We start from the raw sequence: 15,509 nt of genomic DNA on the forward strand, positions 1-15,509 counted from the left end.
GGCAGGTCAGCCCAGCCCGGCGGGCGACGGCAGCGGCGCCAGCCGGTGCGCCGGCGGCTCGGTGCCGTGCAGGTGCCGCACCAGGTAGTTCCAGGTCTGGCGGAACACGTAGTGCATCCGGCCGATCAGCGCGTGCTCGGCGCCGGGGACGAGGAGCATGTCGACGTCCTTGTCCGCGGTGATCAGGGCGTCGACCAGCCGCAGTGTCTGCGCCGGGAGCACGTTGTCGTCGAGCTCGCCGTGGATCAGCAGGAGCCTGCCCTGAAGGTTCGCCGCCAGTGCCGGGTTGGACAACGAGCGGCGGGCCTCGTCGTCGAGGTCGCCGTGGTACCACTCCGGCCACATCGGCACGTAGACGCCCATGTCGTGGTTGCCGGCCACCGCGACGCCGACCGAGTAGAACTCGGGGTGCGCGAGCAGCGCCCGGGCGGTGGCGAAGCCGCCGCCGGAGTGTCCGGTGATCCCGACCCGGCCGGTGTCGAGCCACGGGTGGCGGTGCCCGAGCTCGCGGATCGCGGCGATGTGGTCGACCAGCGAGCCGGCGTCGCCGAGCGCGCCGTAGGACGCGTCGTGGAAGGCCTTGCTCCGCCCGGCGGTACCGCGCCCGTCGACGGCGACGACGGCGAACCCGAGCGCGGCCAGCGCCTCCGGCTCCCCGGTGTGCGGCACGTCGAACGACGGCCCGGCCCGGTGCACCTGCGGTCCCGGATAGATGTGGTCGATCACCGGGTAGCTGCGCTGCGGGTCGAAGTCGTGCGGGCGCCACAGCAGTCCGTGGACGGGCGTGCGGCCGTCGGCGGCGAGCACCCGGAAACGCTCCGGCGCCGTCCAGCCCAGGGCCTCGAGCTCGGTCGTGCCGGGCTGCTCCAGCGGGACCAGGACCTGTCCGTCGCCGTCGAGCACGGCCGAGCGCGGCGGGGTGCTCGGCGTCGAGGCCCGGTCGACGAGGTAGCCGCCCTCGCGCGGGCCGACGGCGTCGTGGTCGAGATCGTCGTCGGTGATCCGGGTGAACCCGGTGCCGTCGAGCCCGACGCGGCAGATCTGGCGGACGTAGGGGTCGCCGTCGACCAGGCCGGTGGCCAGGAACCAGACCTGGCGGCTCTCCTGGTCGACCCACAGCACCCGGCGCACCAGCCACGGCCCGCGGGTCACCTGGTCGACCTGCTCGCCGTCGGCCGAGTAGAGGTCGAGGTGGCCCCAGCCGTCGCGCTGCGACCACCAGAGGATCTCCCCGGAGTCCAGCACGTGCGTCATGGCCGGCTCGCCGAGCTGCGGCGCCGGGTCGACCCGGGTCGCGCCGGTCTCGCCGACCAGGGTGGTCGTCTCCCCGGTGGCGGGGTCGAGGCGGCGCAGTTCGAGCGTGCGCGCGTCGCGGGACTGCTGCAGGAAATGCACGGACTCGCCCTTGGCGCCGGTCCACCAGGCGTAGGTCATGGCGCCCGGGTGCAGGACGACGTACGGGTCGCCCTGCTGGCGCACGACGCTGCGGTCGGTGACGTCCAGGACGGTCCACGACATCGTCGCCTGCACCTCGTCACCGGGCATCGGGTAGCGCGACCGGTGCTCCACCGGCCGGCCACCGTCGCCCGGCGCCGCCTCCACGAGCACCTGTTCGGGCAGTGCGCGCTGGTCGAGCCGGTGGACGAGCACCCGGGTCGAGTCCGGTGACCAGGACAGCTGCAGCGGCTGTGGCAGCCCGAACGCCCGCATCAGCGCACGCGCGCCGAGCGCCTCGGGGAGCCCGCCGTAGTCGTGGTGCGGCTCGGCGTCGTCGGTCAGGGCGAACTCCTCCCCACCGTCGCGGGAGCGGATCCAGATGTCGCCGTCGCGGCGGAACGCCACCCACGCCCGGTCCGGCGAGACGATCTCGTCGGGCGCCGCCGGGTCGTCGCCCTCGACGACGGCGCAGGTGCCGGTCCGGTCCGACCACTCCCAGCGCTGCTCGAAGGCGGTGAACCGCACCGCACCGTCGTCCGGGCCGTCGAGGTCGAGCGCGGTGATCGGCAGATCGCCCGGGTCGACGGCGTGCCCGGACTCGCGGGTCAGCGCGGCGGCGAGCCGCTCGTGGTCGAACGCGTCGCCGCGGGTGCCCGCGGCCGGGTCGACGACGAGATACCGCGACCCGACGCGGTACCAGAACCGTGTCCCGTCGTCGATCCACTGTGGTGCCACCGTCGCCCCCGGTACGCGTCGCGCGCGGTACGGGGCGAGCATCTGCTCGGCGCGGGCGTAGTCGGCATCGGTCAGCTGGGTCATGTCCGCGACCCGACACCCGGCCGCTGCGGCACACTCAATCTGCTAGGTGGGTGATCCACGTCATATCCGGCGCCGAGGTGACCGCGCTCGACGTCGCTGCGGCCGGCACGGTGCCGACCGGATCGGTCAGCCGAGGCGTCGAGCCCGCACGTAGCTGCTCCCCAGCAACACCGAGGACAGCACGATCGCGATACCCGACTGGATCAGTTGAAGGGGCCAGAAGTTCGACTCCGGCTGATACTCGAACTCGGCGGCGACCACACCGTCCCGTTGCAGGCAGGCCGTGTAGTTCTCCTGCGGACCGCAGCCCGCCCCGACCTCGCCCGGCGGGATCATCTCGCCGCCGGCGCCTCGGAAGGCCATGTCCCGGGCCAACCCGTCGACGTCGACGGTCCCGTCGTACTCACCGATCGGAACGATCTGTACCGATGACGGGAGGATGTCGTATCGCGTGTAGACGAGCACCGCGAAGATCACGAGCCAACCGAGCACGGTGCCCACGACGACGGCGAGGCTGCTGCGCAACCACGTCCCGAGCGCCGCGGCGAGGCTGAAGCTGATCAGCACGGAGGCCGGCAGCCAGATTCCGTGGAGTTCGAAGCCGAGCGGTCCGATCCGGCCCTGCTGGAAGAGCGTCTCGAACGGCGCCAGCGCCCATCGCGCGGCCAGACCGAGCACGAGTGCACCGGCGAGTGCGGGAAGCAGGGTCGTGGCGATGTTCGTCGTCCACCACCGTGTACGGCTCACCGACTGGGTCAGCACGAACCCCACGGTGCGTTCCTCGGTCTCGCGTGCGAACAGTGTGGCGGCGACGATCAGCCCCAGCAGCGGGACCAACGCCCACACCCAGAACTGCAGGAACCGGTGCGGCCCGAGGAAGGAGTCGTAGAGTTCGCGCCCACGGCCCCAGCCGGTGCAGTCCAGAGCCGGGTCGGTGAGACAGGCCGAGTCGCCCAGGCTCGCGGCACGCGACTCGAGCAGGAGCCGCGCGACCACGAGCGCGACGACGGTGACCGCGACCAGGGCTGCGCCCAGCAGCAGAGCAGCACGTTGCCGCCGCCACACCAGCCAGATCATGCCGCCTCCGCATCCGAGGAGGTCGGCGCGTGGAGGTAGGCCACGACGAGCTCCTCGAGGGTCGGTGTCGAACCCGAGGCTTCGGGCCCTGCCGGCGGCGTGTGGTCACGGACCAGGGCGACGGTGTGTCGTCCCCGGGTACTGCGGTGCACGACGGTCTCGTTGTCGGCAGTGGACGTCGCAGGTCCTGAGTGGATCCGGTGACCGGCGAGCAGCTCGTCTATCCCACCGTCGAGCAGCACCCGCCGGTCGCCGAGTACGACCAGGTGGTCGCAGGCGTCTTCGATGTCGGTCACGACGTGGGAGGACAGCAGCACGGTCATCCCGGTCTCGGTGACTGCGGCGAGGACCGTGCCCATGATCTCCCGGCGCGCCAGCGGGTCGAGCTCGGCCAGTGGCTCGTCGAGCAGCAGCAGCCCGGGACGGCGGCCCAGCGCCAGGGCGATCGCGACCCTGGCCCGCTGCCCCGCCGACAGCTCGCCGATGCGCTGTCCGACGCCGATACCGGCATCGGCGATCAGCGACGCGGCGTGGGCGCCGTCCCAGCGCCCGCCCGGGTTGAGCACGGCCGCCGCACGCAGCATCTCCCGCACCTGGAAGCGGCGGTAGAGCGGCTTGTCCTGGGCCACGTAGCTCACCCCCGCCGGCGTCCCCGTCGCGGCCGGATCCTCACCGAGCACGTCGATCCGCCCGGCGCTCGGCCGCGCCAGTCCCACGGCCATGCGCAGCAGTGTCGTCTTGCCCGCCCCGTTGACGCCCACGAGGGCAGCCACCCGGCCGCGGGGCAGAGCGAAGGAGCAGTCCCGCAACGCCTCACGACGCCCGAAGTCCTTGCTGACGGCGTCGTAGCGCAGCACCGGGTCCGTCGCCTCGTACTCATTCATCAGTTCGTTCCCCTCTGTACAACCGCTCGACGACGTCGGCGAACAGCGCCTGCACGTCGTCGACCGTCAGCCCGGCCGCGACGGCCTCGTTCACCCAGTCCTCGAGCCGAGTACGCAGCACCCCGTCGGTCACCGAGTCGGGCCGGCCCAGGGCGTGGAGCACGAACGTGCCCTTCCCCGGCCGGGCCTCCACCAGTCCCTCGCGCTCGAGCTCCCGGTACGCCTTGTGCACGGTGTTCGGATTGATCGCGATGGCCTCGACGACCGCTCTCGCCGTCGGCAATCGGTCGCCGGGTGCGAGCGCTCCCACGCGCAGCGCACGACGTACCTGCGCGACGAGCTGCAGGTACGTCGGCACGCCCGATCGGCGCTCGATCCGGAACTCCACCCGCCACCCCCAAACCACTAAGCCCTTAGTGGAATAGTGTCAGCGCTGCCGTCGAAGGTCAACTCGACGGCGGGCGGGTCGAGACACCCGAGCGCAGCACGGCCGGGCACCGCGCCCACCTGGAAGCAGAGCGGGAACTGGGGGCGGCGCGGGCGCCTCGGCCGACGGTGATGACCGCCGGTCCCGTTGCACCTGCTGGCCCGGACGGACGTGGTCGGTCGCTGAGCTTGACCGTGCCGCAACGGCATCGTTTCTGCTCTTTCCCATGGGAACGACCGAGTCGGACGGAGCAGGTGACATGGCCAGGACGACCACCGGTGGGTACCGGGACGAGATCCGCGGACCGGCGTACGACGCCGGTCCCGGGGACGCCACACCTCCGATGGGTACGGCGGTGCAGAGGAACGTCTCCGAGGTCGAGACGCCGGCGTACGGCACGCCCGCGCCGCAGGCGCCGCCCGCGACGAAGCGACGGTTCCGCTGGCGGAGCGCGCACTACACCCCGCAGGAACGCGAGGAGGCACGGGAGGCGCTGCGCAAGGTCGCGCCCTGGGACGGCCCGATGCGGCGCGGCGACTGGTTCCTGATCATCGCGACGGTCGCGGTCGTCGCGCTCAACCTGGCGTCGATGCCGTTCCGGCCGCTCCTGATCGCGTCCTACCCGGTCGCACTGGCCGCGGTGACCGGCAGCCTGTCCGCGGTCGGGGCCGGGGCAGCGTTCGCGCGGATCGGCGAGGCCGACCTGTGGCTGGTGGTCGCCGCCGGCGTCTTCGGAATGATCAAGTTCGACTGGCTGTTCTGGCTGGCCGGCCGCCGTTGGGGAGCGAAGATCATCCAGCTGTGGGCGCCCGGCGCGGGTGCACAGCGCTTCGTGGCGTGGTTGCGGTCGGCTCCGCGCTGGGTGCAGCCTCTCGCCGTCGTCGCGGCTGCACTGCCGGGTGTTCCCGCCCCCGCGGTGTTCGCGCTGGCCGGCATGGGCCGGATGCGCCTGCTCCCGTTCCTCGTCTTCGACGCGATCGGTGCCGCGCTCATCGCGGGCCTGGTGGCAGGACTCGGCTACGGGATCGGGCAGCACGCCGTGGACGTCGTCCTCGCCGTGGACGAGTACGCGCTGTGGATCACCCTCGCTCTCGTCGTGGTGATCTCGGTCCGGGCCGGCATGAAGGGGCAGAAGGCGAACGGGGCGACGCAGGACCAGCGGGCGGGCGGCGCCTGATCCCGGGCGCCGCACCGACCGGAGCGGCCGGTGGGGCAGCCGGACTCTGGGCCCGCGTACACGGTGGCGACGCCGTCGTTTGACCATGCCGCAGGGGCATGGGCTCTGCTGTGGCCACGGCGGGAACGCCTCGAGAGCACCCGGGCGGTGGAGGAGAGAACATGTACGACACGATCGTCGTCGGAGCGGGTTCGGCCGGAGCAGCCGTCGCGGCCCGGCTCAGCGAGGACGACGGCCGGCGCGTGCTGCTGCTGGAGGCCGGCCCGGACTACCGCTCCGCGGACGCCGTCCCGATGCTGCGCGGCGTCGAGCCCGGCAAGGTCCATCTCGCGCGGGAGCTGGCCGCGTCGCACACGTTCCCCGACCTCGTCGCGACGCGGTCGTCGGCGCAGCAGCCGCTGCCCTACATCCGTGGCCGCGGTGCGGGTGGCAGCTCCGCCATCAACGGGCTGTTCGCCATCCGGCCGCCCCGGGAGGACTTCGACGGCTGGGCCGCGCAGGGCTGTACCGGATGGAGCTTCGACGACGTCCTCCCGCTGCTCACCGCGATGGAGAGCGACCAGGACTTCCCCGACGAGCCCTACCACGGCGCCCACGGCCCGACCCCGATCGTCCGGCCCCGCCGCGAGGACTTCGCGACGGTCGACGCGGCGGTCGACCGGATCACGGAGCGCCTCGGCCACCCCTGGGCGCCCGACCACAACGCACCCGGCTCGACCGGGGTGTCCCCGTACGCCTACAACAGCTTCGGCACCGAACGCGTCTCCACCAACGACGCCTACCTCGAACCCGCCCGCGAACGGCCCGGCCTGGAGGTGCGCGGCGACGCGCTCGTCGATCGCGTCCTGTTCTCCGGCAGCCGGGCCGTCGGGGTGCGCGCGGTCGCCGGCGGCACGGTCGTCGAGTTCCGGAGCGCGGAGGTCGTGCTGTGCGCCGGGGCGATCCACTCGCCCGCGATCCTGCAGCGGTCCGGTATCGGGCCGGCCGCGGAGCTGCGCGAGCTCGGCGTCGACCCGCTCACCGACCTCCCGGTCGGGCACGGCCTACAGGACCACCCGGGCATCACGCTGGCACTCGGCCTGCACGAGCCGGTCGACTACGGCGGCCTCCCCGAGCGGGGCCAGCTCTGCGTGCGGTTCGACACCGGCGTCGGCGAGGAGCCCGACGACGGGATGCTCGGCACCCCCGGAGCGCTGGGCGTCGGCGTCACCGCCGGCGGCGTCATCGGCTGGGTGAACCGGGTCTCCTCGACCGGGCGGGTCCGCATCGCCGGGACCGATCCGGCGCTCGACCCGAGCGTCGACTTCGACATGCTCTCCGCGCCGGAGGACATGCAGCGGTTCCGCGCCGTCGTCGACGAGCTGCGCCGGATCGCCGCGGCGCCGGAGATGAAGGAGATCGCCGCGTTCACCGCGCTCGGCGCGGAACTGGTCTCCCCCGAGACCCCGATGACCGACGACGAGTTCGCCCGGTTCTCCCTCACCAACGTCGTCGACACCGTGCACGCGTCCGGGTCCTGCCGCATGGGGTCCCCGGACGCACCGGACGTCGTCGTCCTGCCGTGGGTCCCCCGGGCCAACACCAACCTGACGGCCATCCTCGTCGGCGAGAAGATCGCCCGCGACATCCGGGGCGGACGCACCGGATAACCGGCACCGGGCGGGAGGCCATCGGCCGCACCTGACCTTGGCCGGCGCTTCGGACCGGAACTAGTCTCCCCCGGCAGGTCATCGAGCTCGCTCGCGAGCGGGCGCGGGACCTGCACAACGACGCGGTGGGGACCGAACACCTCCTGCTCGGCTTCCTCGTCGAGGAACGCCGTTCCCCCGGCGATGACACCCCGACTCCGCTGATGGACTGCGGCCTGGACGAGCAGGCTGCACACGATCACGTGCGCCGCAGCCGTCCGGGCCTCGTCCGTCCGGCGCTACGCCCGCCCGGATCGAGAACCGACTGCTGGGCCGAGACCTGGGCTTCACCGAACGGGCCACGGCGACCTTGGATCTCTCGCTACGCCAGGCACTGCAGACCTGTCGTGCTCGCCCCGGAGTGCGACCGCCGATCACGCCCGCCCACCTGCTCCTCGGGCTGCTCGATCAACCCGCCAACGGCGCGCTGCGGGTACTGCTCGCCCTCGATGTGGACATCGCTGCGCTCCGCCGACAGGCAGCCGACGCCGCGAGCGGCGCCGACACATCCACCGATACGCCGTGGGGTAGCGACCGGCCTGAGCTCAGCGCAGCCCTCGCACCGCCCCGCACCCCGGTCGAACCCACGATCATGGCCTGGCTGCACGGCACGATCTACGGCAGCCACCTGCGCTACGAGTACCTCGGCGTACTCAACATGCTCGCCATGGCCGGCGGCGACGAACGCATCCCCGCGCCCCCCGACGACGTCCTGATCAGCCGGCACCGCGAGCTCGCCCGCCTGCGGACCACACACCTGCAGAGCGAACTCGGGTTCCTCGACGCCACTGCCCGCGCCGGCTGGACCGACACCGCCGTCGGTCAGGCGCTGGCCATCCCGCCGCAGCGCAGCACCGCCGCGCACCGCGCCCACCTGGAAGCAGAGCGGGATCACCACCACCCCTCACGCCACCCCCATCCGTGGACCGGATGAGCGAGCCGCTGACGGTCGGACGGTTCCAGACGTACGGCGGCCGATCGGGAGGGCCGACACGAAGGTCCACTCCGTCCGCCGTCAGGAGCGGTCCAGCCCGCCGCGCTCGACCAGCTGAGCGGCGATGACGTTGCGCTGGATCTCGTTGGTGCCCTCACCGACGATCATCAGCGGTGCGTCGCGGAAGTACCGCTCGACGTCGAACTCGGTGGAGTAGCCGTAGCCACCGTGCACCCGGATCGCGTCCAGCGCGACCTCCATGGCGGTCTCGGAGGCGAACAGCTTGGCCATCCCGGCCTCCATGTCACAGCGCCGGCCGGACTCGTAGGTCTCGGCGGCGTGCAGGATCAGCCGCCGGGCGGCGGTGACCTTGGTCGCCATGTCCGCGAGACGGTTCCCGACGGCCTGGTGGCGCCAGATCGGCTTGCCGAACGCCTCCCGTTCCCGGGCGTAGCGCAGGGCATCCTCCAGCGCGGCGTCGGCGACGCCGAGGGCCCGTGCGGCGACCTGGATCCGGCCGGTCTCCAGGCCCGTCATCATCTGGGCGAAGCCGCGGCCCTCCACGCCGCCGAGAACGGCGTCCGCGGGAACCCGCATGTCGTCGAAGTGCAGCTCACAGGACTCGACCCCCTTGTAGCCGAGCTTGGGCAGGTCCTTCGACACGGTCAGTCCCGGGCCGTGCTCGACCAACAGCACGGAGACGCCCCGGTGACGGGGCTCGGCATCGGGGTCGGTCTTGCAGAGCAGCGCGATGAGGCCGGAGCGGCGGGCATTGGTGATCCAGGTCTTGGTCCCGTCGACGACGTATCCGTCGTCGGTCCGCCGGGCCCGGGTGGCCATGGCCTGCAGGTCCGAGCCGCCGCCCGGCTCGGTCAGCGCCATCGTCGCCCGGAGCTCACCGGTCGCCATCCGCGGCAGGTAGCGGTCCCGTTGCTCCGGCGTACCGAATTGCACCAGCAGCTTGGCGACGACGGTGTGCCCGCCCATGGCGCCGGCCAGGCTCATCCAGCCGCGGGCCAGCTCCGCCGTGACCAGCGCGTAGCACGGCATCGACACCGGTGCCTCGCCCCACGGCCCGGGCACCGCGAGCCCGTAGATCCCGAGCTCCTTCATCTGGTCAATCCACTTCTCGGGGTACTCCCCCGAGCGCTCGAACTCGTTGACCTGCGGCTTCACCTCCCGGTCGACGAACTCCCGGACGATGTCGACGATCGCCTGTTCCTCGGAGCTCAGCATGCCCATGCCTGTTCCTTCCCGTCGTCGTGTGGTGGTGGCGGGCTCGTCACGACAGCCCGGTCCGGCTCATGAGCCCGCCGTCGACGGCGAGATCGATGCCGGTCACGTACGCGGATCCCGGACCGACGAGGAACGCGATCGCGTCCTCGACGTCACGGGGTGTTCCCGTCCGGCCGAGCGGGATCGCCGAGTCGAACCGTCCGATCAGGTCGGGGTCGGTGAAGGCGTCCCGGTTGATGGCCGTCCCGATCACGCCGGGACTGACCGAGTTCACCCGGATCCGATGGGGCGCCAGCTCGACCGCGAGCGTCCGACTGACGGCGAGCAGCCCTCCCTTCGATGCCGCGTAGGCGGGGTGGCCGACGCCTCCGCGATGAGCCGCCGTCGACGTGATCATCACGATCGCACCTCCGCGACCCGCGACCAGGTGCGGAACGGCGGCCCGGACGAGATGGAAGGCGCTGCTCAGATTGATCGCCAGTGTCCGGTCCCAGTCCTCCTGCGTGGTCGCGGCCAGGTCCTTGCGCACGATCACCCCGGCACCGTGGACCACCGCCCGGACTCCCCCCGTCGCCCGGGCGACGCCGTCGACCGCCTCGCGGAGGGCGGCCGGCTCGGCGACGTCGACCTCGCGGATGTCCACCCGGCCACCGCTGTCCTCGATCTCCTTCCGCAGGGAGGCCAGACCCTCACCGTCCCGATCGAACGCCGCGACGACGAGCCCGTCGCGTGCGAGGCGCAGGCCGGCGGCCCGGCAGATGCCCGATGCGGCTCCGGTGACCACCACACACCCGTGCTCGTCGTCAGTCATCCGGGGTCCCTCTCCCGGTCCGGCGGGCGACCACCGTCATTCGACCGGCTCCGAGTACCGCAGGTAGCCCACGGCGCTCAGTACGGCGGCGAACGAGATCAGCAGAGCCGGGCTCTGCGCGAATCCGGTGAGCGCGATGAGTCCGGTGCTGATGAAGGGTGCCGCGCCGCCGAAGACCGCCACGGTCAGCCCCCAGGAGATGGCGAACGCGGTACCGCGGGTGCGCGCCGCCAGGGTTTCGAAGATCGCCCCGAGTGTCAGCGCGTTGTGCGCGGCGAACGGCGCGGTTAGCAGGAGTACGCCCGCGACCGCCGCGCCGAGGGTCCCGGATCCGATCAGGACGAACAGCGGGACGGACGCCAGCGCGAGGATCCCGGCCGTGCCGACACAGATCGCCCGCCGGCCGTAGCGGTCGGCGGCGAGGCCGAAGAGGGGGGTCAGCACGACGAGCAGGCTCAGACCGACGAGCGTCACGAGGAGGCCCTCCTGGGCGCTGAACCCGAACTCGGCGACGAGGTAGGCGGGCTGCTGGATGTAGATGACGTAGAAGCCCGCGCACATCAGCGCTCCGAGCAGTGCTCCCTGGTACATGCGCCCGCGGGTCGCCGGGTCGGCGACCGCGTCGCGCAGCGGCGTGGACGAGATGTCACCGGTGGACTGCATGCGCCGGAACACCGGGGTCTCGCCGATCTTGAACCGGATGTACACCGCGACGCCGGCCAGCGGGATCGCGAGCAGGAACAGCACCCGCCATCCCCACGCCTGCATCAGTACGGGGCCGAGCAGGAAGCTCAGCGAGAACGCGCAGACCGAACCGAACAGGTTGCCGACCGACGCTCCCGTCTGCACGAGGGCGAGCCGGCTCGCCCGCTGCCGCACCGGGGTCCATTCCCCGACGAAGGTGATGGCTGCCGCCGTCTCCCCGCCGTAGACGAACCCCTGGGCGAGCCGGCAGAGCAGGACCGCCAGCGGGGCGATGATCCCGATGGTCTGGTAAGAGGGGATCAGGCCGATGAGCGCCGTGGCCACCGCGATCGCGACGACGCTGAGCAACATCACTGTCTTCCGGCCGATGCGGTCGGCGAAGGACCCGAGCACGACACCGCCCACGGGTCTGACCAGGAACGGGATGGCGAACACCGCCCAGGTCACCAGCAGCGACGTCGCCGAATCCGCCGTGGAGAAGAACTCGACGGTCAGGTACGCGGCGACGAGACCGTAGATCGTGAAGTCGTAGGTCTCCATGAAGAAGCCGGCGGCACCCGAGAAGGTGGCCTTCCGGACGTCGTGCGGCGACGGTTCGCCCGCGACGGGACGACCGGGGTCGTCCACGTCAGGAGCACTCACGGGGTGATCGGACATCAGAGGTCCTTCCGGAGCAGGAAGAGAGGAGAACGTGATCGGTCGCCCGCCCGCGGCGTGCACACGGGTCCGGCTCGGACGGGTCAGCCGGCGACGACACTCATGCCGCCGTCGGCCATCACGACGGAGCCGACGAGGTACGCGGCGCGGTCCGATGCAAGGAAGGCGATGACCTCGGCGATCTCCCGCGGCTGCGCGGCGCGGCCGATCGGGGTCCCGCTGCCGTGCGCGGTGAGGAAGCCGGGACCGTCGTCGTGGATGTCGTCGAGGATGTGGGTGACCGTGTCGCCCGTCCCGACCGCGTTGACCCGGATGCCGGAGTCGATGGCCTCCAGCGCGGTGGCCCGGGTGAGCTGGGCGAGCGCGCCCTTGGAGGCGGCGTACGCCGCGATGGTGGGGAAGGCCTGGTAGCAGGCGTACGACCCGACGTTCACGATCGCGCCCGCTCCCTGTGGTGCCATCGCGCGCAACGCCTCCCGCGAGTGCAGGAACGCGCCCGTGGCGTTGACCGCGAGGACCCCGTTCCACTCGTCCAGCGTCATCTCGGCGACGGCCTTGTTGATGATGATCCCGGCGTTGTTGACCAGCACGTCGAGCCGGCCGAAACGCTCCCCGGCGAGTGCGACCGCCCGCTGGGCGCTGTCCTCGTGGATGACGTCCGCGATCAGGGCCGCGACCGCGGCCGACTCGAGGGCGGACACACCGGGATCGCGATCCTCGGCGACGACGCGGGCCCCGCGTTCGACGAGCAGTTCCACCGTCGCCCGGCCGATCCCGCTCGCCGCGCCCGTGACGATCGCGACGCGGCCCGCGAACTCCCCGGTGGCGGCGGTTCCGTGATCGCTCATGATCTCAGGCACCCAGCGTGAAGTCGATGACGCCGCGGATGATCGTGCCGTCGCGCAGGTCCTGGTAACCCTCGTTGATCTGGTCGAGGGTGTAGGTCCGGGTGATCAGCTCGTCGAGCTTGAGCTGCCCGGCGTCATACAGCCGGAGCATGCGGATGATGTCGTGCTGGGGGTTCGACGAGCCGAACAGCGTTCCCTTGATGGTCTTCTGGTTGAAGACCATGTCCGATCCGGACACGTGGACGGTCAGGTCGGCCGGGTTGGCGACGCCGGTGACGACGACGGTGCTGCCCTTGCCGATCACGTTGAACGCGTCCGTGACGACCTGCTCGGTCATCACGCCGACGACGCAGATGGCCTGGTCCGCACCTTCACCCCAGGTCAGTTCCCTGGTCGCCGTCGCGGCCTCCTCGGCCGTGGCGAAGACGTGGGTGGCACCGAAGTCGAGCGCGGTCTTGCGCTTGAACTCGACCGGATCCACGCAGATCACGTACTTCGCGCCCGCGTGGGCGGCGCCCTGGACGGCGTTCATGCCGACGCCGCCCAGCCCGTAGACGACGACCGTGTCGCCGGGACGTACGCCGCCGGCGTTGACCGCGCTCCCCCAGCCGGTGGGGACCCCACACCCGACGAGGACCGCCTTGTCCAGCGGCAGCCAGTCGTCGACCTTCACGCACGACAGCTCCGAGACGGTGGCGCGCTCGGAGAAGGCACCGAGCATGCAGAACCCGCCGATGTCCCCCAGTTCCGGATCGTGCATCCGGAAGGTGCCGTCGGGCATGGAGCCTTCGAGGATGGTGGCACCGGAGTTGCAGAGGTTCTGCTTGCCGGTGGAGCAGTAGCGGCAGGTACCGCAGGCCGGGGTGAAGCTGCAGACGACATGGTCTCCGGGCGCGACCCTGGTGACGCCGGGGCCGACCTGCTCGACGATTCCGGCGGCTTCGTGCCCGCCGACGATCGGGAAACGGACGACGTTGTCGCCGTCGACCATGTGCAGGTCCGAATGGCACAGGCCGGCCGCCGACATCGTCAGCAGGACCTCGCCGGCGCGGGGCTCGTCGAGGTCGATCTCGCGAATCTCGAAGGGTCGGTGGTAGCCGGTCAGGACGGCGGCACGGGTCTTCATGTCTTCTCCTGGGTGAGGGGTGGGGTGGGGGGTGGGCTCAGCCGTGGAAGGTCCACACGGACTTGGTCTCCAGGTAGCTCTCGAGGCTGTCGGGGCCGAGGTCGCGGCCGTATCCGGACTGACGGAAGCCGCCGAACGGCGCGGCCGGGTCGGTGAGGCCCCAGCCGTTGACGTAGACGGTGCCCGCACGCAGGGCCTTCGTGGCCCGGTGCGCGGTGCCGACGTCGCGGGTCCACACACCGGCGGCGAGCCCGTACTCGCTGGCATCGGCGCGCCGGAGGACCTCGTCGGTGCCGTCGAACGGGAGCACGGTGAGGACCGGACCGAAGATCTCCTCGGTGGCACAGTCCATCTCGTCGCGTGCGCCGGAGAGGATCGTCGCGGGGTGGAAGAACCCCTCGACGGGGACGTCCGCACCGACGTGCACGCCGGCGCCCTGCTCGCGGGCGAGCGAGACGTGCCCGGCGACCTTGGCCTGCTGTGCCGCGTTGACCAGCGGTCCGAGTTCGGTGCCGTCGTTGAGCCCGTGGCCGGGCCGGAGCCCGTCGGCGATCGACCGCAGTCTCGTGACCACCTCGTCGTGGACCGAGCGATGTACGAAGAGCCGCGACGGGGCGCTGCACGTCTGCCCGGAGTGCCAGAACAACCCACCCGCGGAGCCCTCGACGGCGGCGTCCAGGTCGGCATCGGCGAAGATGATGTTCGCGCTCTTGCCTCCCAGCTCCAGCGTGACCCGCTTGACCCCGTCCGCGGCCCGGCTCGCGATCTGCTTCCCGACGGCGGTCGAGCCAGTGAAGGTGATCTTGTCGACCAGCGGGTGGTCGACGAGTGCCTGCCCGGCCTCCGCGCCGCGGCCGGGCACGACGTTGAGCACGCCGGCCGGCAGGCCCGCCTCGATCGCGAGCTCGGCCAGCCACAGCGCCGAGTGCGGGGTCTCCTCCGAGGGCTTGAGGACCACGGTGCACCCGGCCGCGAGCGCGGGAGCCAGCTTCCAGCCGCACAACAGCAGCGGGAAGTTCCACGCGGTGATCGCGCCGACGACCCCGACGGGCTCCTTCTCCGTGGCGATGTGGATGCCCGGGTGTGAGGTCGGGACGGTCGAGCCGACGATCTTCGTCGGCCAGCCCGCGAAGTAGTGGAAGGCCCGGGCCGCGAAGTCGACGTCGATCGACCGGGCGGCGCCGCGCACCTTTCCGGCGTCGAGGACCTCGAGCTCGGCGAACTCGTCCGCGCGATCGAGGATCGCGTCACCGATGCGGTGCAGCACCTTGCCCCGCTCGAGCGGAGTCATCGTCCGCCACGCCGCCCCGGACCGGAACTCCCGTGCGGCGGCCCGGACGGCCCGGTCGACGTCGCCGGCGCCACCGCGGGCCGCGGTCCCGATCCGGCGGCCGCTCGCCGGGTCGAGGACTGCGAGCTCACCTCCGGCGGCCGCGGGCACCGCCGCACCGTCCACGAAGACGTGCGGCGGCAGCGCAAGGCGCTCGGACACCGCGTCGGCCACGACAGTGGCCGCTCCGGTGAAGGTCATCGTTGCCCTCCATGAATATTTGATACATACGGTCGGGGTCGAGATCCGACACGTGGCCGACTTAGGCGCTTCCTGAGCTGCACATTCGCTCAGCTCGGCCCGTAGCCGTGCAGAGAGTCACAGACAGAGCGTGGCCAACGCAAGCTTGACTT

The 15,509-nt window shown here is 71.7% G+C and carries 13 protein-coding genes and 1 pseudogene; 4 read left to right on the top strand and 10 right to left on the bottom strand.

Features of this window, described 5'->3' with window-relative positions; translation table 11 throughout:
- Positions 1-6: 6 nt before the first annotated feature.
- The 4 genes from WIS52_RS23400 to WIS52_RS23415 all read right to left on the bottom strand — a co-directional run bounded on the left by WIS52_RS23400 (position 7) and on the right by WIS52_RS23415 (position 4,605).
- Complete coding sequence (locus WIS52_RS23400) at positions 7-2,256, bottom strand: S9 family peptidase (protein WP_349300495.1); 2,250 nt, start codon at positions 2,254-2,256, stop codon at positions 7-9.
- A 126-nt stretch (positions 2,257-2,382) separates the two neighbouring features.
- Positions 2,383-3,333 carry a hypothetical protein gene (locus WIS52_RS23405; RefSeq protein WP_349300496.1) on the bottom strand — a complete coding sequence of 317 codons (951 nt, stop codon included), beginning with the start codon at positions 3,331-3,333 and terminating at the stop codon, positions 2,383-2,385.
- Positions 3,330-4,217 carry an ABC transporter ATP-binding protein gene (locus tag WIS52_RS23410; RefSeq protein WP_349300497.1) on the bottom strand — a complete coding sequence of 296 codons (888 nt, stop codon included), beginning with the start codon at positions 4,215-4,217 and terminating at the stop codon, positions 3,330-3,332. The genes WIS52_RS23405 and WIS52_RS23410 overlap by 4 nt, the downstream gene beginning before the upstream one ends.
- Positions 4,210-4,605 (bottom strand): GntR family transcriptional regulator, encoded by a 396-nt coding sequence (locus tag WIS52_RS23415; RefSeq protein ID WP_349300498.1) that lies wholly within the window; start codon positions 4,603-4,605, stop codon positions 4,210-4,212. Before WIS52_RS23415 ends, WIS52_RS23410 begins: the two co-directional genes overlap by 8 nt.
- A 298-nt stretch (positions 4,606-4,903) precedes the next feature.
- Here WIS52_RS23415 and WIS52_RS23420 point away from each other — a divergent pair, with 298 nt between their 5' ends.
- From WIS52_RS23420 to WIS52_RS23430, 4 genes and pseudogenes are all read left to right on the top strand, one after another.
- Positions 4,904-5,821 carry a DedA family protein gene (locus WIS52_RS23420; RefSeq protein ID WP_349300499.1) on the top strand — a complete coding sequence of 306 codons (918 nt, stop codon included), beginning with the start codon at positions 4,904-4,906 and terminating at the stop codon, positions 5,819-5,821.
- Positions 5,822-5,982: 161 nt separating this feature from the next.
- Positions 5,983-7,470 (top strand): GMC family oxidoreductase, encoded by a 1,488-nt coding sequence (locus tag WIS52_RS23425; RefSeq protein WP_349300500.1) that lies wholly within the window; start codon positions 5,983-5,985, stop codon positions 7,468-7,470.
- Positions 7,471-7,550: 80 nt separating this feature from the next.
- A pseudogene (locus tag WIS52_RS31780) lies at positions 7,551-7,631 on the top strand (Clp protease N-terminal domain-containing protein); the annotation flags it as partial.
- A 239-nt stretch (positions 7,632-7,870) separates the two neighbouring features.
- Positions 7,871-8,443: a Clp protease N-terminal domain-containing protein gene (locus WIS52_RS23430; protein WP_349300501.1), complete on the top strand. Its 573-nt coding sequence runs from the start codon at positions 7,871-7,873 to the stop codon at positions 8,441-8,443.
- Between the two features lie 81 nt (positions 8,444-8,524).
- Here WIS52_RS23430 and WIS52_RS23435 read toward each other — a convergent pair whose 3' ends face one another.
- From WIS52_RS23435 to WIS52_RS23460, 6 genes are all read right to left on the bottom strand, one after another.
- Entirely contained in the window at positions 8,525-9,685 is a 1,161-nt protein-coding gene (locus tag WIS52_RS23435) for an acyl-CoA dehydrogenase family protein (RefSeq protein ID WP_349300502.1), read from the bottom strand.
- A 40-nt stretch (positions 9,686-9,725) separates the two neighbouring features.
- Entirely contained in the window at positions 9,726-10,490 is a 765-nt protein-coding gene (locus tag WIS52_RS23440; RefSeq protein ID WP_349300503.1) for an SDR family NAD(P)-dependent oxidoreductase, read from the bottom strand.
- A 36-nt stretch (positions 10,491-10,526) separates the two neighbouring features.
- Positions 10,527-11,837 carry an MFS transporter gene (locus tag WIS52_RS23445; protein WP_349300504.1) on the bottom strand — a complete coding sequence of 437 codons (1,311 nt, stop codon included), beginning with the start codon at positions 11,835-11,837 and terminating at the stop codon, positions 10,527-10,529.
- Positions 11,838-11,935: 98 nt separating this feature from the next.
- A complete protein-coding gene (locus WIS52_RS23450; protein ID WP_349300505.1) occupies positions 11,936-12,700 on the bottom strand; it encodes an SDR family NAD(P)-dependent oxidoreductase in 765 nt (254 codons plus the stop codon).
- A gap of 4 nt (positions 12,701-12,704) precedes the next feature.
- Entirely contained in the window at positions 12,705-13,826 is a 1,122-nt protein-coding gene (locus WIS52_RS23455) for an NDMA-dependent alcohol dehydrogenase (protein ID WP_349300506.1), read from the bottom strand.
- A 37-nt stretch (positions 13,827-13,863) separates the two neighbouring features.
- The gene (locus WIS52_RS23460) at positions 13,864-15,357 is read right to left on the bottom strand and encodes an aldehyde dehydrogenase family protein (protein WP_349300507.1); all 1,494 of its coding nucleotides are present in this window, start codon (positions 15,355-15,357) and stop codon (positions 13,864-13,866) included.
- Positions 15,358-15,509: the final 152 nt, after the last annotated feature.

The sequence above is a fragment of the Pseudonocardia nematodicida genome (assembly GCF_040105385.1).
Classification (GTDB): domain Bacteria; phylum Actinomycetota; class Actinomycetes; order Mycobacteriales; family Pseudonocardiaceae; genus Pseudonocardia; species Pseudonocardia nematodicida.

Excerpts from the sequence above, each read along its gene's own strand:
- WIS52_RS23460 (WP_349300507.1), bottom strand. The coding sequence starts at position 15,357 with ATGACCTTCACCGGAGCGGCCACTGTCGTGGCCGACGCGGTGTCCGAG.
- WIS52_RS23435 (WP_349300502.1), bottom strand. The coding sequence starts at position 9,685 with ATGGGCATGCTGAGCTCCGAGGAACAGGCGATCGTCGACATCGTCCGG.
- WIS52_RS23400 (WP_349300495.1), bottom strand. The coding sequence starts at position 2,256 with ATGACCCAGCTGACCGATGCCGACTACGCCCGCGCCGAGCAGATGCTC.
- WIS52_RS23425 (WP_349300500.1), top strand. The coding sequence starts at position 5,983 with ATGTACGACACGATCGTCGTCGGAGCGGGTTCGGCCGGAGCAGCCGTC.
- WIS52_RS23440 (WP_349300503.1), bottom strand. The coding sequence starts at position 10,490 with ATGACTGACGACGAGCACGGGTGTGTGGTGGTCACCGGAGCCGCATCG.
- WIS52_RS23450 (WP_349300505.1), bottom strand. The coding sequence starts at position 12,700 with ATGAGCGATCACGGAACCGCCGCCACCGGGGAGTTCGCGGGCCGCGTC.
- WIS52_RS23405 (WP_349300496.1), bottom strand. The coding sequence starts at position 3,333 with ATGATCTGGCTGGTGTGGCGGCGGCAACGTGCTGCTCTGCTGCTGGGC.
- WIS52_RS23455 (WP_349300506.1), bottom strand. The coding sequence starts at position 13,826 with ATGAAGACCCGTGCCGCCGTCCTGACCGGCTACCACCGACCCTTCGAG.
- WIS52_RS23410 (WP_349300497.1), bottom strand. The coding sequence starts at position 4,217 with ATGAATGAGTACGAGGCGACGGACCCGGTGCTGCGCTACGACGCCGTC.
- WIS52_RS23420 (WP_349300499.1), top strand. The coding sequence starts at position 4,904 with ATGGCCAGGACGACCACCGGTGGGTACCGGGACGAGATCCGCGGACCG.